The organism is Arenimonas sp. MALMAid1274, from assembly GCF_049195245.1.
Classification (GTDB): domain Bacteria; phylum Pseudomonadota; class Gammaproteobacteria; order Xanthomonadales; family Xanthomonadaceae; genus Arenimonas.
Genome location: NZ_JBMIRR010000027.1, coordinates 433,266 through 451,594, shown reverse-complemented (window position 1 = coordinate 451,594; position 18,329 = coordinate 433,266). Strand labels below are relative to the sequence as shown.

Below are 18,329 nucleotides of genomic sequence, written 5' to 3'. Positions count from 1 at the left end.
GATTCAGTATCCGTGTTCGGGACCGGGGAAGGTACCCGAGCGCACCGCGTCCGCATAGGCCTGGAACGCCCCCAGCACCGAGCCGCCGTCCGCCAGGAAATCCTTGACGAAGCGCGGGCGGCGGTGGCCGCTGTTCAGGCCCAGCAGGTCGTGCAACACCAGGATCTGGCCGTCGCAGCCGGCGCCGGCGCCGATGCCGATGGTGGGGATGTCGATCGCCGCGGTGATCTCGCTGGCCAGCTCGGATGGCACGCATTCGAGCACGAGCAGATCAGCGCCGGCGGCGGCCACCGCCCGCGCGTCCTCCACCAGCTTGCGCGCGGCGGCCGCCTCGCGGCCCTGCACCTTGTAGCCGCCCAGGCGCAGCACCGATTGCGGCGTCAGGCCCAGGTGGGCGCACACCGGGATCTCGCGATCGGACAGGAAACGGATGACCTCGAGCTTGTGGCCAGCACCCTCGAGCTTGACCATCGCCGCGCCGGCCTGCAGGCAGCGCGTGGACGCCTCCAGTGCGCGCTCGGGCGTGGCATCGGACTGGAACGGAAGGTCGGCCACCAGGAAGGTGCGCGACAGCCCGCGCGCAACGCAGCCCACGTGGTAGACGATGTCGTCCACCGTGACCGGCAGCGTGCTGTCGTGGCCCTGGCAGACCATGCCCAGCGAGTCGCCGACCAGCACCAGGTCGATGCCCGCCTCGTCCATGCTGCGGGCGAAGCCGGCGTCGTAGGCGGTCAGGGCGACGATGCGCTGGCCCTCGGCCTTGAGCTTGCGCAGCGCGGGTACGGTCAGGCGGATGCGCGCCGGCGCCTGGGGGTCGTTCGCGTACATGGGCGGGGCACCTTGCGGGGGAGCCCCTAAGGTATCGCTTCGATGCCGTCCGTAGCCACCGCCGCGAGCAGCGTGGCAACGTCGCCGCGCCCCGGCACCACCAGGCGCGGGGCGATTTCCGCCAGCGGCACCAGCACGAACGCGCGCTCGTGCATGCGCGGGTGCGGCAGGGTAAGCCCGGGCTCGTCCATCACCTCGTCGCCGTACAGCAGCAGGTCCAGGTCCACGGTGCGCGGACCCCAGCGGTCCTGCTGGCTGCGGACGCGGCCAAAGCGGGTCTCGATCGCCAGCAGCGACTCCAGCAGCACCGGCGCCGTCATGCGCGTCTGCAGCTCGACCACGGCGTTGAGGAAGTCGGGCTGGTCGGTGCGGCCCCAGGCGGGCGTGCGGTAGAAGGCCGACTGGGCGCGGATGGTGGTCTGCGGCAGGGCGTCCACCGCCCACAGCGCCTCGGTGAGGTTGGTTTCGACGTCGCCGTCGTTGCCGCCGACGGCAACGTAGGCGCGGATGGGCGCGTCGGGCCTCATTCCGCGGCCGCCTCGCCACCACCGGGCTTGCGACGGCGCCGGCGACGCTTCTTCGGACCCGGCGATGCGCCGTCCGCGTCCGCGCCATCGGAGCCGGCCGGCTCGCCGCGGCCGCGGCGCGGGGTCTTGGATTCAAGCTGCTCGGACAGCTGCTCGGGCGCCTGCTGCTGCGCCTCGCGCCAGAAGGCAAGATCGTCAGCCACTTCGGGCGTACCGCTGGCCCGCAGTTCGAGGAAATCGAACGCAGCCCGGAAGCGCGGATGCGAGAGCAGGCGGAACACGCGCTTGCGCACGCGCTGGTTGAAGCGCGGCTGCAGCAGCCATATCTCCTGCATCGGCAGCGAGAAGCGGCGCGGCAGCGCGATGCGCTGCGCCTGGTGCAGGGTGACGCGGTCGGCGGCGCGCTGCTGCGCCACCAGCGGATCGGTGCCGGCCTTCTGCATCACCGCCAGCTCACGGCAGTAGGCGGGCCACAGCAGGGCCGCGAACAGGAACGCCGGCGTGACCGGCTTGTCGTGTGCGACACGCTCGTCGGTATTGCGCAGCGCCTGCAGCACCATGGTGCGCAGGGCGCCGCTTCGGTTGGTCTCCAGCGCGACCGCCGTTTCCGGAAACAGCGCCGGCAGCAGGCCATGGTCTTCGAGCGTGCGGAAGCTGCTTTCGGCGTGGCCGGCCAGGAACATCTTCAGGCACTCGTCGAACAGGCGCGCGGGCGGTGCCGCCGCCAGCAGGTGCGCCAGTTCGGGAATCGGCGCCGCCGCGTCGGGCGCGATCGTGAAGCCCAGCTTGGCCGCCAGGCGCGCCGCACGCAGCATGCGCACGGGATCCTCGCGATAACGCTCGACCGGATCGCCGATCAGGCGCAGCACGCGGTCCTGGCAGTCCTGGAAACCGCCGACATAGTCGCGGACCGAAAAATCCTCGATCGCGTAGTACAGCGCGTTCGCGGTGAAGTCGCGGCGCACCGCGTCGTCTTCGATGGTGCCGTAGACGTTGTCGCGCAGCAGGCGGCCGCCGTCCTCGGTCTCGCGGTCGCCGCTGCCGTCGTCGATGTTGGCGCGGAAGGTGGCGACCTCGATGATCTCGCGGCCATAGACCACGTGCGCAAGCCGGAACCGGCGCCCGATCAGGCGGCAGTTGCGGAACAGCGACTTGACCTGCTCGGGCGTGGCGTCGGTGGCCACGTCGAAGTCCTTGGGGTGCCCGCCCACCAGCAGATCGCGTACGGCGCCGCCGACCAGGTAGGCCTGGAATCCGCCCTCGCGCAGGCGGTACAGCACCCGCAGCGCGTTGGGACTGATGTCCTTGCGGGAAATGCCGTGCTCGGCGCGCGGGACGATGAGCGGGTGCGTGGGAGTGGCGATGCGCGTATCCATCTGGGTTCGGCCGCGCGGATTCCTTGCGCGGCGGCTCGCGGGCCGGGGGTCTGGCTTCCCGGCATGGGTAAAGCCCGTTATACTAACGCCCGTCCCATGGCTTCGCCATCAGCGCTCCCTTCGTCTAGTGGCCTAGGACACGGCCCTCTCAAGGCTGGAACAGGGGTTCGAGTCCCCTAGGGAGCGCCACCCTTCCGAAGGCCCGGCCCTGTGCCGGGCCTTCCTCGTTTCAAGCCCACGCTGGGCGACGGCCGCGCCCGCGGCTAGAATCCCGGCCACTGCGACCCATCCAGGAACCGGCCATGCCCTTTGTCGTCATCGAGAACTGCATCCGCTGCAAGTACACCGACTGCGTCGAGGTGTGCCCGGTCGACTGCTTCCACGAAGGCCCCAATTTCCTGGTGATCGATCCGGAGGAGTGCATCGACTGCACCCTGTGCGAGCCCGAATGCCCCGCCAAGGCGATCTATCCCGAGGACGACGTGCCCGCCGGCCAGGAAGCCTTCATCGCGCTCAACGCCGAGCTGTCCAAGGCCTGGCCCGTGATCACCACCCGCAAGGACCCGCTGCCGGATGCGGCCGAATGGGACGGCAAGTCCGGCAAGCTGGACCAGCTGCAGCGCTAGTCCCCTTGCCTGCCTTCGCGCCGGGGGTCGTACCCCGCGCGATCCAGCGCGCTGGCCTCAGCCCAGGCGCGCCTTGAGCAAGGCCAGCAGCTGGCCGCCCGGACCGCCGGAGAGTTCCTTGCCGTCGCTGCCGAGCGCCACGACGCGGCTCTCGTTGCCCACCGTCTCGACGCGGATCAGCATGGCCGTGCCCTGGTAGCTGACCTCATAGCTGTTGAGCAGCTTGGCGGTGCCATCGACGCTGACGCCCTCGATCTTGCCCAGCGCGATGCCGACGCGGCGCCAGGCGCTGTCCAGGGTGTCGGCCATGGTGAAGCTGGAGATGCCGCCCGGCAGCGCCGCCACGGCCGGCGTGCCGCGCACGTTCGGGTTGCCGGTGACGTCGGGCACGGTGATGGCGCCGGTGGTGGCAGGCAGGTCCAGGCCGGGCGGGACTTCCAGCGGCTGGTTCTGCACGCTGTCCTGGTACTTGGCGTCCATGCCCAGCTTGTCGCGCGTCCAGGCGCAGCCGCCCACGGAAAGCAGGGCGAGTGCGATGGCGCCGATCAGCAGCGGGCGGTAGTGGGACGAGGACGCGGTCATGGTGATCTCCTGAATGGCACCGCGGCACGGCCGCGGGCTCGGTTCCATATGGTAAGCGGGATTAGGCGGTTTCGTGTTCCAGGGCCTGGCACAGCGCGGCCATGGCATCGGCCCGGGCATTGTGCCCGGCCGACAGCGGCAACAGGGGCAGGCGCAGGCCGTGTCCGATGCCCTGCCGGGCCAGCAGGGCCTTGACCGGGATCGGATTGGGCTCGACCCCCAGGAAGTCGTAGAGGTCCTGCAGGCGCTGGTCCAGCGCCCGGGCCGCGTCGGACTGGCCGGCCGCGGCCAGCGCGCAGAGCCGGCTGAAACTGGCGGGCACCACGTTGGACGCCACCGAGATCACGCCGCGGGCGCCGCCCAGCAGGGCGCGCACGAAGGTCGGATCGTCGCCGCTGAGCAGGGCGAAATCGTCGCGGGCCAGGGGATAAAGCGCCTCCCAGCGCTCCTCGTCGCCGCGGGCCTCCTTCAGGCCGACGATGCCGGGATGCGCGCAAAGCCGCGCCACGGTTTCAGGCAACAGGTCGCAGCCGGTGCGGCCCGGCACGTTGTACAGCACCACCGGCAGGCCGCCCTCTTCCGCCACGGCGGTGTAGTGCGCCACCAGGCCTTCCTGGGTGGGCCGCACGTAGGGCGGCGTGACCACCAGCGCGGCGTCGGCGCCACCGTCGCGCGCCAGATGGGTCTGGGCGATGGTCTTGGCGGTGTTGGACTGGCCCGTGCCGGCCAGCACCAGCAGCCGGCCGGACGCCTGGGCCACGGCGGCGCGCAGCAGCTGGGAGTACTCGCGGTCGTCCAGCGCGGCGGCTTCGCCGGTGGAGCCGGCAACCACGATGCCGCGGGTGCCGCCCGCGATCTGGGTGTCGATCAGGCGCGACCAGGCGTCGAGGTCGGGCGCGCCGGCGGCCGTGAACGGCGTGGCCAGGGCGGTGATGCTGCCGGAAAGGTGCAAAGGAAGGGCCTTGCGGGGACTGGCCGCGATGTTACTTGCGGGTGGAAAGCGGCGGCAAGTATGCTGGCCCGGAACATTCCGCGCAGCTTCAGACGCGCCGCCACGGAACACCGAATTGACCGACCCTGCCGCACGCCCGACCGCCAACGAGAACCACCTGCTGATCAGCGCCTACACCACGCATCCGCAGTCGCCGCTTTTGGCCGTCACCCGCCGCATCTCCGACAGTGGCTGCAACATGGTGGACGCGCGCCTGTCCACCGTGGGCCGCGACGTGTCGGTCACGGCCCTGGCGGTGGGGTCATGGGACGCCGTGGCCAAGCTCGAGGCCATGCTGACCCGGCTCGAGCGCGAGGAAGGCTACAAGCTGGTCTGGTACCGCACCGGCCCCAAGGCGCTGCAGTCCAACCTGCTTCCCTACATCGTGGAGGTGGTGGCGGCCGACAAGCCCGGCATCCTGTTCCAGCTGGCCGACTTCTTCGACCGCCAGGGCATCACCATCGAAAGCCTGCACAGCTCGCGCTACCGGGCGATGCAGACCGGCGCCGACATGTTCTCGGCCCAGGTCACCATCGGCATCCCGGCCAACATGCACATCGCCGCGCTGCGCGACGATTTCCTCGAGTTCTGCGATCACCTGAACCTCGACGCCATCATGGATCCGATGAAGTTCTGAGCAAGGAGCGCTGATGTCTTTCTTCGCGTTTGTCGGTTTCATGTTCGCGCTGATCGCCATGAGCGAAGTCCACGCACTGAAGAAGCGTGTTGCCGCACTTGAGGCGGCTGCCGGAGCGGCGCCCAAGTGAACGTCGGCGACCGCATCCTGGGCCTGCCGATCACGCTGGGGCGCGGAGGCAATGCCGACCTGTCCGACTACCGCGGCCGCTGGCTGGTGCTGTACTTCTATCCCAAGGACAACACCCCGGGCTGCACCACGGAAGGTCTCGACTTCAACGACCTGTATCCGAAGTTCCGCCGCGCCAAGGCCGAGATACTGGGCGTGTCGCGCGATTCGGTGAAGTCTCACCAGAACTTCTGCACCAAGCATGGCTTCGTGTTCGACCTGGTCTCCGACGCCGACGAGGGCCTGTGCCGATCCTTCGGTGTCATCAAGGAGAAGAACATGTATGGCAGGAAGGTGATGGGCATCGAGCGCAGCACCTTCCTGATCGATCCCGAGGGCCGCGTCGCCGAGTGCTGGCGCGGAGTGAAGGTCGCCGGCCATGCCGAGGCCGTGCTTGAAACGCTGCAGAAGGCCGCCAAAGCCAAGTGATGCACCCCCGCGCAAACCCGACCCGCCGTCTCGCCCCGCGAGCCAAGGCGGCGCTTCGCTGTGCACAAGGACGTGCGTTCCGTGTCCAACCTAGCCGAGAACCCCATGACTAGAAGCAAGCGGATCTATGTTCTGGACACCAACGTGCTGATGCACGACCCGACCGCGCTGTTCAAATTCGAGGAGCACGACGTCTTCATCCCGATGATGGTCCTGGAGGAGCTGGACAACGGCAAGAAGGGCCACAGCGAAGCCAGCCGCAACGCGCGCCAGGTCAGCCGCTTCCTCAACGAGATCATCGAGGCGCACGGCAGCCAGGACCTGGGCCAGGGCGTGAAGCTGGCCCAGCCCAAGGGCTTGCAGCTGCGCGCCCAGGAAAGCGTGGGCCGCCTGCTGTTCCAGCTCAAGCCGGTGGACGGCAGCAAGCGCTTCGGCAAGGTGATGCCCGACAACCTGATCCTGTCCTCGATCCTGCAGCTGATCGAGGACAACCCGGGCGTGCCGGTGGTGCTGGTGTCCAAGGACATCAACCTGCGCATCAAGGCCTCGATCGCCGGCGTCAAGGCCGAGGACTACGAAAACGACCGCGCCATCGACGACTTCAACCTGCTCTTCACCGGCGCCAACGAGCTGCCGGCCGATTTCTGGGACCGGCACGAGGGCAGTCTTCGCAGCTGGACCGAGAAAGGCCGCACCTTCTACGAGGTGCGCCGCACCGACGACGACGGCTGGTACCCGAACCAGTTCCTGTACCTGCCCGGCACCGACGAAGTGGAGATGAAGGTGGCGCGCCTGGACGAACAGCGCGCGGTGTTGCAGATCGTCGACGACTTCCGCAGCCCGCAGCACCAGGTCTGGGGCATCAACGCGCGCAACCGCGAGCAGAATTTCGCGTTCAACGCGCTGATGGATCCGGAGATCGACTTCGTCACCCTGCTGGGCACCGCCGGCACGGGCAAGACGCTGCTGGCGCTCGCGGCCGGCCTGACCCAGACCATGGACATCCAGCGCTATCGCGAGATCATCATGACCCGTGCCACGGTGAGCGTCGGCGAGGACATCGGTTTCCTGCCCGGCACCGAGGAGGAAAAGATGACGCCGTGGATGGGTGCGCTCACCGACAACCTCGAGGTGCTCACCCACACCGAGGACCACGGCAGCTGGGGCCGCGGCGCCACCAACGAACTGCTGGCCTCGCGCATCAAGATCCGCTCGATGAACTTCATGCGCGGCCGCACCTTCCTCAACCGCTGGGTGATCGTGGACGAGGCGCAGAACCTCACGCCCAAGCAGATGAAGACCCTGATCACGCGCGCCGGCCCGGGCACCAAGATCATCTGCATGGGCAATGTGGAGCAGATCGACACGCCCTACCTCACCGAGACCACGTCGGGCCTGACCTACGCCGTGGACCGCTTCAAGAACTGGGCGCATTCGGCCCACATCACGCTGCGCCGCGGCGAGCGCTCGCGCCTGGCCGACTACGCGTCGGAAGTCCTGTGAGGCCATGACCGAACGGCTGGCCACGTGGGTCTGGGTCGGGGCCGCGGCCCTGGCCTGCGTGGCCGGCATGGTCAACGTGGTGGGCTACCTGGGTTTCGAGCACCAGGCCATCACCCACCTCACCGGCACCACGTCGCTGCTGGGCGCGGCGCTGGCGCAGGGCAACCTTCCGCACGTGCTGCAGCTGGGCGCGATGCTGCTGGCCTTCGTTGGCGGTGCGGTGCTCAGCGGCCTGCTGATCCAGGACAGCACGCTGAGGCTGGGCCGTCGCTACGGCGTGGCGCTGGCGATCGAGGCCGTGCTGCTGGCGCTGGCGGTGCCGCTGTTCGAGCGCGGCAGCTTCGCAGGGCCGGTGCTGGCGGCGGTCGCGATCGGGCTGCAGAACGCCATGGCCACCACCTACAGCGGCGCGATCGTGCGCACCTCGCACGTCAGCGGCATGTTCACGGACCTGGGCATCACCCTGGGCCACGCGATGCGCGGGCTGCCGGTGCCACGCCGCCGGCTGTGGCTCTGCCTGGTGATCATCGCCAGCTTCCTCGCCGGCGGCGTGGGGGGGGCGCTGATGTTTGGCATGATGCAATACCGTGCGCTTTACCTGCCCGCGATGCTCACCGGTGCGGCAGGCGTCGGCTACGTCGTCTACCGGCATCACGCGCTCCAGCGGGCAAGCAGCAAGGCCTGAGGCGCTAGCCATCCCCGCCGAACAAGGGGAACGAAGACGACGAAGGCCGGCCAGCCTGGCCGGCCTTCGGACCGGAATGCCGGCTCAGCGACCGGGCACGCGGCAGCAGGTTGCGTTGACCTGGTAGCTGATCACGCTGAGCAGCGAGCCCACCAGGTCGCAACGCCAGCCGGTGGGCTGGCCCGCCGTCACCACCGGCTGCGAGTTGCTCACGCCGATGCCCAGGGGTCCGCCGCAGCCGCCGCCAGTGGCGGTGTAACCGGCCGGACAGCTGACGCTGCGCGGCTGCAGTCCACTCAGCAGGGCAAGGTTGCCGCTGTCGGTTGCGACCGTGCAGTCCAGGGCCGTGGCCTCGGGTTCCGTGAAATAACCGGTGACGTCGATCACCAAGTCGGACGTGGCGAAACTGTAGACGCTCAGCTCATTCGCACAGCCAGGGCGGCACAGGGTCACGTGGCTTTCGTCGGAGAGGATCATGCCGGCCGTGTAGTTCAACGAGGACGCCAGCGGCCGCACCGTGTTGTAGGGGTAGGCCGTGAAATAGCCGTCGGCGTCCGGCCGGACCGAGGTGATCTTGACCGTGACCGAGGACACGTTCTCGGGCAGGGCGCAATCGCTGGCGTCGCCGCCCTGCGAGGCGAAGCCGCCGGCGCTGTGGGCGACGAAGCTGCGCGTGGTGTTGGCGACGATCGGACCGCCGATGATGCGGGTGTCGACCAGCCGGCAAGGCGCCACCGGCGTGTAGACCAGGTCCTCGCCCGGCTGCCCGAGGCTGGACGGCGCGTCGCCGGAGTCCGCGAATGCCTTCGCGCCGCCGAGCAGGGCGGCGTTCATGGCGCGGAAGCTGTCCGCGCTGGCCGCCAGCTCGAGGTTGGCGAGGTCGGCCGACCGCAGGGTCGAACGCATGCGTTCCGACCACCCGTCGCTGTTCTTGCCGTAGGTGCGCGACACATGCGGCTGCCATCGGTCGACGATGTCCTGCGCCAGCTCGGCGCGCATGGATTCCGGGGCCAGGCCATTGCCCTTGGCTTGGGTCGGGGACGTCGCGGCCGTCTGGGCGACCGTTGCAAAAAGCAAACTTGAGAACAAAATTTTCCTGTTCATGAGTCCTCCGTGATGCGATCTCGTCGTCGCGGGATGGGAAGTGCATGTCAGTGGCGCGGCATGGAGTCGCTGATCCGGCTCCATGGCCTACGGGATAGCCCGCACCCGGCGCCACCACAAGCATGCTTATTGCTAACCCGCGCTTGGCCGGAATCCCGAAAGTTGCGCGTGTCCTGTAGGCAAGTGGACTTTCGCGCGACGCGTTATTCATTCCGCACCAGGTTCGGGAGATATCACTAACATGTTAGTAAATGGTTCCCGTGCAACCCCTGTTTCGTCCGAATGCCATCTGCAGACGCCTGCCGAACGCATCCGTCGCGCGCGCACGCTGGCCTCGATGTCGCAGCGCGCCCTGGCCGAAGCCGTGGGCGTCAAGCGCAGCGCCGTGGCGCAGTGGGAGCGGCGCGATGGCTGTTATCCGTCGATGCCGCACCTGGTGGCCATCGCCGTGGCCACCAACGTCCACCTGGAATGGCTGGGCACGGGGCGCGGTCCGGTGACGATGGCGGCGGAGTCCTGGGAAGCCGCCGTGCGGGCCACGGAATTCGCACACGACGATCTCGAGGCCAGTTGCCTGGACATGCTGCGGCGCATGCCTTTCCACGTGCGCAAGCAGGTCGCCGGCGTGATCGAGCTGATCGCCAGAAGTTTCTGAACCGCCGGCGGGTACGCGGCCGGATAGCCGGATGCGGCGCCGCGGGCGGCTCATCCCGCAAGCGCCCGAAATTCCTCCCACGCACAGGCGGTGTCAGAATCCGCCCATGGACCCCACCCTGCCCTGCGCCCTGACGCTCGCCGGCTCCGACTCCGGCGGCGGCGCCGGCATCCAGGCCGACCTCAAGACCTTCGCCGCGCACGGCGTGCACGGCCTGAGTGCGATCGCCGCGCTCACCGCGCAGCACACGCGCGGCGTCACCGCGGTGCACGTGCCGCCGGTGGCTTTCCTTCGGGCGCAGATGGATGCCTGCTTCGACGACTTCGCCATCGGCGCGGTGAAGCTGGGCATGCTGGCCAACGCCGAGGTCATCCATGCCGTCGCCGATGCCCTGATCGTCCACACGCCGCGCTTGGTCGTGCTTGATCCGGTGATGGTGGCCACATCGGGCGCCAAGCTGCTGGCCGACGACGCCCTGGATGCCCTGCGCGAGCGCCTGCTGCCGCTGGCCAGCGTGCTGACCCCCAACATCCCGGAGGCCGAGCTGCTGCTGGGCCGCGCCATCCGGGACGCCGACGATGCCGACCGCGCGCTGGACGACCTGCTGGCTCTGGGGCCCCGGGCGGTGCTGCTGAAGGGCGGCCACCTGCCCGGCAGCGGCGACATGATCGACCGCTACGGGGATGACCGCACCCGCCGGCAGTACCGGCACGCCCGGCTGCCGTTCGAAGGCCACGGCACCGGTTGCACGCTGGCCTCGGCGATCGCCGCCGGCCTGTGCCTCGGGCGGGACGCCGGGACGGCCTGCGAGCTCGCGGCCGATTACGTGCACGGGGCCTTGCTGCAGGGTCATTCGCCGGGCAAGGGCACGGTGCGCGTGTTGGACCACCTGTGGGCCCGCCCGCTTCGCACTGAGGCCTGACGCGGTTGCCCGAGGTGGCGCCCGTCCCGGGGCTCGGCTAGCATCCCGGTCAGAATCCACCCGGAGCAGACCCATGCGCAGCGGCAATCCCGCCCTGAACCAGAACGCCTTCCTCGACGTCGCCAGCGGCCAGCTGGTGTCCGGCGCCACCGCCGGCGACACCATGACGCTCAACGGCACCGTCAACAAGACCGGCTTCCTGCTGCTGCTGGTGGTGGCCACCGCCGCCTACACCTGGAGCCTGTTCACCCCCGAGAACCCGGGCGCCGTGATGCCCTGGCTGATCGGCGGCGCCATCGGCGGCCTGGTCGTGGGCATCGTCACCGTGTTCAAGAAGGCCTGGGCGCCCGTCACCGCGCCGCTGTACGCGGCACTCGAGGGTCTGTTCGTCGGCGGCCTCTCGGCCATGTTCGAGGCGCAGTTCCCCGGCATCGTCATGCAGGCGGTGATGCTGACCATGGGCGTGCTGGCTTCGCTGCTTCTGGCCTACAAGAGCGGCCTGATCAAGGCCACCGAAAACTTCAAGCTGGGCGTGGTGGCGGCCACCGGCGGCATCGCGGTGCTGTACCTGGTCAACATCGGCATGCGCCTGTTCGGCCTGGACGGCATCGGCTTCATCCACGAGGCGAGCTGGATGGGCATCGCCTTCAGCGCCTTCGTGGTCATCATCGCTGCGCTGAACCTGGTGCTGGACTTCGACTTCATCGAGTCCGGCGTCGAGGCCGGTGCGCCCAAGTACATGGAGTGGTACGGTGCCTTCGGCCTGGTGGTCACGCTGATCTGGCTGTACCTGGAAATCCTGCGCCTGCTGGCCAAGCTGCAGTCGCGCGACTGACCGGCCACGGCCTGCGGCTACCCGAAGGGCCGGCCAGCGCCGGCCCTTCCTCTTTGCAGGACGGACTGCGTCCCGGAATCCCGACATGAAACGACTGCTCAACGTCGGCGGCGGCAGCAAGCTCACGCCGCTGCCGCCGCAATACGCCGGCTTCGAACACCTGCTGCTGGACATCGACCCGGCCGGAGCGCCCGATCTGGTCTGCGATGCGCGCGAACTGGCCACGCTCGAACCCGGCCAGTTCGACGCCATCTACTGCTCGCACAACCTCGAGCACTACCACGAGCACGAGGTGCCGCGGGTGCTGGCCGGATTCCTGCACGTGCTCAAGCCCGACGGCTTCCTGCACGTGCGCGTGCCCGACCTGCACGAACTGATGAAGCAGACACTGCAGCGTGGCCTGGACGTTGACGAGGTGCTGTACGACTCGGCGGCCGGCCCCATCCGCGTGCTCGATGTGATCTACGGACTGTCCTCGCAGATCCAGGCCAGCGGCCAGGACTTCTACGCGCACAAGACCGGCTTCACCAACAAATCGCTGCAGCGCGTGCTGGCACGCGCGGGTTTCCGCAAGACCTTCAGCAGCCTGGGCAACCTGGAGATCAACCTGCTGGCCTTCCGCGACGCGCCCGACGCGCAGACGCGCGCGCTGTTCGGCCTGCCCGCCCCCTGAAGTACCCAAGAAGGCCGAGGGCGCCCGGAGGCGCCCTCGTTGCTGCATGCCTGGCGGGAATCAGCCCTGGGCGCGGGCCGCGATGGCCTGGGCCAGCGACTGCGTGGTGCCGCTGCCGCCCAGGTCCGGCGTGAGGTGGTCGCGGGCCTGCATCGTGTCCACGATCGCCTTGCGCAGGCGCGCCGCTTCCTCGACCTTGCCCAGGTGCTCGAGCATCTGGATGGCGCCCAGCAGCAGCGCGATCGGATTGGCCACGCCCTTGCCGGCGATGTCCGGCGCCGAGCCGTGCACGGCCTCGAAGATGGCCGCCTCGGTGCCGATGTTGGCGCCGGGGGCCAGGCCCAGGCCGCCCACCAAACCGGCGCACAGGTCGGAGATGATGTCGCCGAACAGGTTGGTGGTAACGATCACGTCGAACTGCTCGGGCTTCATCACCAGCTGCATGCAGGTGTTGTCCACGATCATCTCGTTGCACTGGATGTCGGGGTATTCGGCGGCGACGTTGCGCGCCACCTTCAGGAACAGGCCCGAGGTGGACTTGAGGATGTTGGCCTTGTGCACCACCGTGACCTTCTTGCGGCCGACGCGGCGCGCCAGGTCGAAGGCGTAGCGCACGATGCGCTCGGAGCCGCGGCGGGTGACGCGCTGGGTCAGGGTGGCGGTCTCGCCGTCGGCGGTGAGGTTCTGGCCCTCGCCGATGTAGGCGCCTTCGGTGTTCTCGCGCACCGTGATCAGGTCGATGTTCTCGTAGCGCGACTTGGTGTTGGGGAAACTGATCGCCGGGCGCACATTGGCGTACAGGTCGAAGCGCTTGCGCAGCTCGACGTTGATGGACGAGAAGCCTTCGCCCACCGGCGTGGTCAGCGGCGACTTCAGCGCCACGCGATGGCGGTGGATGGCGTCCAGGGTGGCCGCCGGCAGCAGTTCGCCCTGCTTTTCGTAGGCGGCCAGGCCGGCTTCGACGAAGTCGTACTGCAGGCCGAGCCGCAGCGCATCGAGCACCTGCAGGGTGGCGTCCATGATTTCCGGGCCGATGCCGTCGCCACGGATCACCGCGATGGTCTGGGTCATAAGTGCTTGTTCTTCCAAGAAGTACCGGGCAGCCGGACGGCTCCCGAAGGCGCCGTATTATGCCAGATCAGCCCCCGACCCTGCCCACCCGACCTTGGTCGTGGCCCCGGGCCGCCGGATCAGTGCTCGTGCGAGGGCGCCGCGGGCGCGTGCGCGCCGGCGCCTTCGAGCTGGTCGAGGAAGTCCACGGCCCTGCGAAGATGCGGGATGACGATGGAACCGCCGACCACCAGGGCGACGCTGAAGGCCTCGAACAGCTCGTCGCGGTTCACCCCGGCGTCCTTGCACTGCGCGACGTGGTAACTGATGCAGTCGTCGCAGCGCAGCACCATCGACGCCACCAGGCCCATCAGCTCCTTGGTCTTGAGGTCGAGCGCGCCGGCCTTGTAGGTCTGGGTGTCGAGCGCGAAGAAACGCCGCACCACCTGGTTGTCCTGGCCCAGGATGCGCTCGTTCATGCGCTGCCGGAATTCGGTGAAGGCCTGCACCCGGTCCTTTTCGTCCGCGCTCATGCCGAGCCCTCCAGCAGGGGCTTGAGGCCGCCGGCGCGGTCCAGCGCCACCAGGTCGTCGTAGCCGCCGACGTGGCGCTCGCCGATGAAGATCTGCGGCACCGAGCTGCGCTGGGTCAGGTCCATCATGCGGCGGCGCGCCTCGAAGTCCAGGTCCACGCGCACTTCGCGCCAGGTGGCCCCGCGGGATTTGAGGAAATTCTTGGCCGCCACGCAGTACGGGCAGACGGCGGTGGTGTACATCAGGACTTCGGGCACGTTCTCTCTCCAGGCAACGCCGCAAGTCTGGGGGGCAAGGCCCTGCTTTTCCAGCGCGGCACTGCAACGCAGCGATGGCGGGGCCGGTCGTGTTAACCGCGGGTTCACCCCCGCCCCGGGGCCCAGCCGGTATCCTGAGCCGTCCTGCCCGTGGAGCCACCGTGCGCATCCTGTTTCCCCTCGCCGCCCTCAGCCTTGCCCTGGGCCTGGCCTGCAGCGCGCGCGCCCAGGACACCGGCCTGCCCGACATCGGCTCCTCCGCCGGCGAGGTGATCGATCCGCAGCTTGAGGCCGACTACGGTGCCTACACTCTCTACGAACTGCGGCGCCTGGGCCTGGTGCTGGACGACCCGCTGATCGATTCCTGGCTGCAGGCCATGGGCTACCGGCTGGCCGCGGCCAGCGACACCCCGCGCCAGTCCTTCACCTTCTTCATGATGCGCGACCGGCAGATCAACGCCTTCGCCACGCTCGGCGGCTATGTCGGCATGAACGCCGGCCTCGTGCTGACCGCCCGCAACGAGGCCGAGGTGGCGGGCGTGATGTCTCACGAGATCGCGCACGTCAGCCAGCGCCACGTGCTGCGTGCGGTCGAACGCGCGCAGAAGGACCAGATTCCGATCCTGCTGGCGATGATCGGCGCGATCGCGGCCTCGCAGGCGGCGTCCAGCAGCAATTCGCGCGACAGCTCCAGCGACAACGCCACCGCTGCGGTCGTGACCGGCGCGATGGCGCTGATGGCCCAGCGCCAGATCGACTACACCCGGTCCAACGAGTCCGAAGCCGACCGCGTCGGCATCCAGACCCTGGCCCGCGCCGGTTACGCCCCGGATGGCATGGCCGACTTCTTCGAGCGCATGCAGCGCGCCAACCGCGGCAACAGCGGTGGCTACCAGCTGCCCGAATACCTGCGCAGCCACCCGGTCACCACCACCCGCATCAGCGAGACCCGCCAGCTGGCACAGCGGCTCAAGGCCCAGCCGCCGACGCAGGGGCCTTCGCTCAGGCCGTCGATGAATCCGCTGCTGCCGGGCGACTTCAGCCTCGGCGCCGCCAGCGCCGGGGGCGAAACCGGTTTGTTCGGGTGGGCCCAGGAACGGCTGCGGGTACTGAGTGCCGATGACACCGCCGCGGCACTGCGCGAGTACCGCGCCTCGGCGCGGGCCCTGGGCGACAGGGCGGGCGACCCCCAGCGCTACGGCCTGGCCCTGGCGCAGATGCGGGCCGGCTACCCGGCCGAGGCCGAGGCTGGCCTGGAGGCCCTTCTGGCACGCCACCCCGGCCAGCTGTGGCTGGAGCTGGCCCGCGCCGAGGCCGCGGCGGTGGCTGGCCGCAACGAGGTCGCGCGCGAGCGCTTCGACGCCCTGCTGCTTCGCCATCCCGACAGCCGCGCGGTGCGCCTGGCCTATGCCCAGACCCTGGGCGAGATGTCCACCGCCGTGGCCGGCCGCCGCGCCCAGGAAGTGCTGCGTCCGCTGCTGGGCAGCAGCGGTGACGACCCCCTGTTCCAGCGCAGCTTCGCCCGCGCCAGCGAGCTGGCCGGCGACCTGGTGCGGGCAGGCGAGGCCTACGCGGAAGCCGCCTACCTCAACGGCCGGGCGGTGGATGCGCTCAACCAGCTCGACCGCCTCAAGCAGCGAGACGACCTGGACTACTACCAGCGCGCCCGCATCGAGGCCCGCATGGCCGCCATCACCCCGGTGGTGCTGGAAATGGAACGCCAGGGCATCCGCGCCCACGAGCAGCGCCCTGACCGCCAGTGACCGCGGCCCCCGGGGCCTGGAACCCCGGACAGCACCCTGTCACTGCCCGGTCACAAAAGTTTTATCTACTTGCACGCAGGCCCTCCCGGTGACACGGTAAACCCTGTGCAAAAACGCATCCTGATCGTCGACGACGAACCCGCCATCCGCGAGATGGTGGCCTATGCCCTGCGCAAGGGCGAATACGAGCCGGTGCACGCCGGCGACGCCCGCGAGGCCCAGACCGCGATCGCGGAAAAGGTGCCCGACCTGATCCTGCTGGACTGGATGCTGCCCGGATCCAGCGGCCTGGAGCTGGCCCGGCGCTGGCGCAAGGACGAGCTGACCCGCGACATCCCGATCATCATGCTTACCGCCCGCGGCGAGGAAAACGACCGCGTCAGCGGCCTGGAATCGGGCGTGGACGACTATGTGGTCAAGCCCTTCTCGGCCCGCGAGCTGCTGGCCCGCATCCGCGCCGTGATGCGCCGCTCGCGCGAGGACGAAGATGACGGTTCCGTGACCGTGGGCGGCCTGCGCATCGACGGCGCCGCGCACCGGGTCTTCGCCGGCGACCAGTCGGTGCACGTGGGCCCGACCGAATACCGCCTGCTGCATTTCTTCATGACCCACGCCGAACGCGTCTACACCCGCACCCAGTTGCTCGACCACGTCTGGGGCGGCAACGTGTACGTCGAGGAACGGACCGTGGATGTGCACATCCGCCGCCTGCGCAAGGCCCTGGAGCCCTACCGCCTGGACGACATGGTGCAGACGGTGCGCGGCTCCGGCTATCGCTTCTCGGCCGCGATGGCCTGAGCGATGGAGCCCGGCCGGACATGAGCGTTTCGATGCTGCTGCGGCTGGCCTGGCGCCAGTCCCTGATCCGGCTGCTGCTGTATTACGCGATCGCCCTGGGCATCGGCGTCGTGCTGGGCCAGGTCTGGTGGTCGCTGGGCATCGCCACCGCCCTGCTGGCCGCGCGAGCCTACTGGCGCCTGTACCGCGTGCTGCGTTTCCTCGACTGGCGCAAGCAGCTGCGCACGGTGGATGGCCAGGGCCTGTGGGCGGCGCTGGAAACGCTGATCCACCGGCGCCAGACCGAAAACCGCACCCGCGGCCGGCGCCTGGTGCGCCTGCTGCGCGCGTATCGCCAGGCCGCGACGGCGATGCCCGACGGCGCGCTGATCATCAACCGCCGCGATGGCCACCTGGTGTGGTTCAACAAGACCGCGCGCCACCTGCTCGGGCTGCGTTACCCGCAAAGCCTGGGCGAGCCGCTGCTGGACTTCTTCCCGGAACAGCCGCGCGTGCGCGACTGGCTGGCCGCCGCGCAGACCGACGACCCGCTGACCGACCTGGCCAGTCCCGCCGACCCGCTGGTGCGGATCAGCCTGCGCCTGATCCCCTACTCCGCCACGCAGTGGCTGGTGGTGGTGCGCGACGTGACCAAGCTGATGCGGCTGGAGCAGGTGCGCCGCGACTTCGTCGCCAATGTCTCGCATGAGCTGCGCACGCCGCTGACGGTGGTGCATGGCTACCTGGACATGATCGAGCCCGAGGAGCACCCGGACCTGGCGGTGATGGTGGAGGAAATGCGGCGCCAGTCGCAGCGCATGACCCAGCTGGTCGAGGACCTGCTGACCCTGTCTCGCCTGGAAGCGCAGGAACACCTGCCCGAAGAGCCCATGTCCATGGCGCCGATGCTGGTCACGCTGCGCCGCGAGGCCGAGGCCCTGAGCCAGGGGCGGCACCAGATCACGGTCGAGGACCTGGCGGGCATCGACCTTACCGGCTCGATCAAGGAGCTGCACAGCGCTTTCTCCAACCTCGTCAGCAATGCGGTGCGCTACACGCCCACCGACGGCCGCATCGTCATCCGCTTCAGCCGCACGGCCGACGGCGGCGCCCGCCTGGCAGTGCAGGACAGCGGCTACGGCATCCCGGCCCAGCACCTGCCGCGCATCACCGAGCGCTTCTACCGCGTGTCCACCAGCCGCTCGCGGGAATCGGGCGGCACCGGCCTGGGCCTGTCCATCGTCAAGCACGTGCTGAGCCTGCACCAGGGACGCCTCGAGATCGAAAGCGAAGTCGGCTCGGGCAGCACCTTCGCCTGCGTGTTCGGCCCGGCGCGGGTGCGTGAACGCGTGCTCGCGGGCGCCTGAGCCCGAACCACTACACTATCCCCCCCGCCGCAGGCCTCCCT

General features: G+C 69.2%; 20 protein-coding genes, 1 tRNA gene and 1 pseudogene. 13 read left to right on the top strand and 9 right to left on the bottom strand.

Going from position 1 to position 18,329, the window contains the following annotated elements; all coding sequences use genetic code 11:
* Nucleotides 1-3: 3 nt before the first annotated feature.
* Genes panB through pcnB form a run of 3 tightly spaced genes read right to left on the bottom strand, consistent with a single transcriptional unit; the run spans nucleotide 4 to nucleotide 2,731 of the window.
* On the bottom strand, nucleotides 4-828 hold the full coding sequence (gene panB / locus ACOQFR_RS10660) for a 3-methyl-2-oxobutanoate hydroxymethyltransferase (protein ID WP_421381673.1): 825 nt from the start codon (nucleotides 826-828) through the stop codon (nucleotides 4-6).
* Nucleotides 829-854: 26 nt separating this feature from the next.
* Nucleotides 855-1,355, bottom strand: coding sequence for a 2-amino-4-hydroxy-6-hydroxymethyldihydropteridine diphosphokinase (gene folK, locus ACOQFR_RS10655; protein WP_421381671.1), 501 nt, complete (start codon nucleotides 1,353-1,355; stop codon nucleotides 855-857).
* Nucleotides 1,352-2,731, bottom strand: coding sequence for a polynucleotide adenylyltransferase PcnB (gene pcnB / locus ACOQFR_RS10650; protein ID WP_421381669.1), 1,380 nt, complete (start codon nucleotides 2,729-2,731; stop codon nucleotides 1,352-1,354). Before pcnB ends, folK begins: the two co-directional genes overlap by 4 nt.
* A 113-nt stretch (nucleotides 2,732-2,844) precedes the next feature.
* Here pcnB and ACOQFR_RS10645 point away from each other — a divergent pair.
* Nucleotides 2,845-2,920 (top strand) — tRNA-Glu (locus ACOQFR_RS10645).
* A gap of 113 nt (nucleotides 2,921-3,033) precedes the next feature.
* The gene (gene fdxA, locus ACOQFR_RS10640) at nucleotides 3,034-3,357 is read left to right on the top strand and encodes a ferredoxin FdxA (RefSeq protein WP_421381667.1); all 324 of its coding nucleotides are present in this window, start codon (nucleotides 3,034-3,036) and stop codon (nucleotides 3,355-3,357) included.
* A gap of 57 nt (nucleotides 3,358-3,414) precedes the next feature.
* On the opposite strand, the gene ACOQFR_RS10635 is transcribed toward fdxA, so the two are convergent.
* A complete protein-coding gene (locus ACOQFR_RS10635) occupies nucleotides 3,415-3,939 on the bottom strand; it encodes a hypothetical protein (RefSeq protein ID WP_421381665.1) in 525 nt (174 codons plus the stop codon).
* Nucleotides 3,940-4,000: 61 nt separating this feature from the next.
* Nucleotides 4,001-4,891, bottom strand: a complete 891-nt coding sequence (dapA, locus tag ACOQFR_RS10630; RefSeq protein ID WP_421381663.1) for a 4-hydroxy-tetrahydrodipicolinate synthase — start codon at nucleotides 4,889-4,891, stop codon at nucleotides 4,001-4,003.
* Nucleotides 4,892-5,006: 115 nt separating this feature from the next.
* Between dapA and ACOQFR_RS10625 the strand changes: the two genes are divergently transcribed.
* The 4 genes from ACOQFR_RS10625 (at nucleotide 5,007) to ACOQFR_RS10610 (ending at nucleotide 8,352) form a co-directional block, all read left to right on the top strand.
* The gene (locus tag ACOQFR_RS10625) at nucleotides 5,007-5,567 is read left to right on the top strand and encodes a glycine cleavage system protein R (RefSeq protein ID WP_227977861.1); all 561 of its coding nucleotides are present in this window, start codon (nucleotides 5,007-5,009) and stop codon (nucleotides 5,565-5,567) included.
* Between the two features lie 126 nt (nucleotides 5,568-5,693).
* On the top strand, nucleotides 5,694-6,164 hold the full coding sequence (locus ACOQFR_RS10620; protein WP_421381660.1) for a peroxiredoxin: 471 nt from the start codon (nucleotides 5,694-5,696) through the stop codon (nucleotides 6,162-6,164).
* 105 nt (nucleotides 6,165-6,269) lie between these two features.
* Nucleotides 6,270-7,667, top strand: coding sequence for a PhoH family protein (locus ACOQFR_RS10615; RefSeq protein WP_421381658.1), 1,398 nt, complete (start codon nucleotides 6,270-6,272; stop codon nucleotides 7,665-7,667).
* Between the two features lie 4 nt (nucleotides 7,668-7,671).
* The gene (locus tag ACOQFR_RS10610) at nucleotides 7,672-8,352 is read left to right on the top strand and encodes a YoaK family protein (protein ID WP_421381656.1); all 681 of its coding nucleotides are present in this window, start codon (nucleotides 7,672-7,674) and stop codon (nucleotides 8,350-8,352) included.
* Between the two features lie 84 nt (nucleotides 8,353-8,436).
* On the opposite strand, the gene ACOQFR_RS10605 is transcribed toward ACOQFR_RS10610, so the two are convergent.
* On the bottom strand, nucleotides 8,437-9,456 hold the full coding sequence (locus tag ACOQFR_RS10605) for a hypothetical protein (protein WP_421381654.1): 1,020 nt from the start codon (nucleotides 9,454-9,456) through the stop codon (nucleotides 8,437-8,439).
* 241 nt (nucleotides 9,457-9,697) lie between these two features.
* Between ACOQFR_RS10605 and ACOQFR_RS10600 the strand changes: the two genes are divergently transcribed.
* The 4 genes and pseudogenes from ACOQFR_RS10600 to ACOQFR_RS10585 all read left to right on the top strand — a co-directional run.
* The gene (locus ACOQFR_RS10600) at nucleotides 9,698-10,111 is read left to right on the top strand and encodes a helix-turn-helix domain-containing protein (protein WP_421381652.1); all 414 of its coding nucleotides are present in this window, start codon (nucleotides 9,698-9,700) and stop codon (nucleotides 10,109-10,111) included.
* A gap of 106 nt (nucleotides 10,112-10,217) precedes the next feature.
* On the top strand, nucleotides 10,218-11,033 hold the full coding sequence (thiD, locus tag ACOQFR_RS10595) for a bifunctional hydroxymethylpyrimidine kinase/phosphomethylpyrimidine kinase (protein WP_421381650.1): 816 nt from the start codon (nucleotides 10,218-10,220) through the stop codon (nucleotides 11,031-11,033).
* A gap of 73 nt (nucleotides 11,034-11,106) precedes the next feature.
* The gene (locus ACOQFR_RS10590; RefSeq protein WP_421381648.1) at nucleotides 11,107-11,868 is read left to right on the top strand and encodes a Bax inhibitor-1/YccA family protein; all 762 of its coding nucleotides are present in this window, start codon (nucleotides 11,107-11,109) and stop codon (nucleotides 11,866-11,868) included.
* 73 nt (nucleotides 11,869-11,941) lie between these two features.
* Nucleotides 11,942-12,541, top strand: a pseudogene (locus ACOQFR_RS10585) (class I SAM-dependent methyltransferase); the annotation flags it as partial.
* A 60-nt stretch (nucleotides 12,542-12,601) separates the two neighbouring features.
* On the opposite strand, the gene ACOQFR_RS10580 reads toward ACOQFR_RS10585, so the two are convergent.
* From ACOQFR_RS10580 to grxC, 3 genes are all read right to left on the bottom strand, one after another.
* Nucleotides 12,602-13,612 (bottom strand): isocitrate dehydrogenase, encoded by a 1,011-nt coding sequence (locus ACOQFR_RS10580; protein WP_421381646.1) that lies wholly within the window; start codon nucleotides 13,610-13,612, stop codon nucleotides 12,602-12,604.
* A gap of 119 nt (nucleotides 13,613-13,731) precedes the next feature.
* Nucleotides 13,732-14,124 (bottom strand): carboxymuconolactone decarboxylase family protein, encoded by a 393-nt coding sequence (locus tag ACOQFR_RS10575; protein ID WP_421381644.1) that lies wholly within the window; start codon nucleotides 14,122-14,124, stop codon nucleotides 13,732-13,734.
* A complete protein-coding gene (gene grxC, locus ACOQFR_RS10570; RefSeq protein ID WP_421383277.1) occupies nucleotides 14,121-14,366 on the bottom strand; it encodes a glutaredoxin 3 in 246 nt (81 codons plus the stop codon). Before grxC ends, ACOQFR_RS10575 begins: the two co-directional genes overlap by 4 nt.
* An 89-nt stretch (nucleotides 14,367-14,455) precedes the next feature.
* Between grxC and ACOQFR_RS10565 the strand changes: the two genes are divergently transcribed.
* The 3 genes from ACOQFR_RS10565 (at nucleotide 14,456) to phoR (ending at nucleotide 18,288) form a co-directional block, all read left to right on the top strand.
* The gene (locus tag ACOQFR_RS10565) at nucleotides 14,456-16,144 is read left to right on the top strand and encodes a M48 family metalloprotease (RefSeq protein WP_421381642.1); all 1,689 of its coding nucleotides are present in this window, start codon (nucleotides 14,456-14,458) and stop codon (nucleotides 16,142-16,144) included.
* Between the two features lie 105 nt (nucleotides 16,145-16,249).
* Nucleotides 16,250-16,942: a phosphate regulon transcriptional regulator PhoB gene (gene phoB / locus ACOQFR_RS10560; RefSeq protein WP_421381640.1), complete on the top strand. Its 693-nt coding sequence runs from the start codon at nucleotides 16,250-16,252 to the stop codon at nucleotides 16,940-16,942.
* Nucleotides 16,943-16,962: 20 nt separating this feature from the next.
* Complete coding sequence (gene phoR / locus ACOQFR_RS10555; RefSeq protein ID WP_421381638.1) at nucleotides 16,963-18,288, top strand: phosphate regulon sensor histidine kinase PhoR; 1,326 nt, start codon at nucleotides 16,963-16,965, stop codon at nucleotides 18,286-18,288.
* Nucleotides 18,289-18,329: the final 41 nt, after the last annotated feature.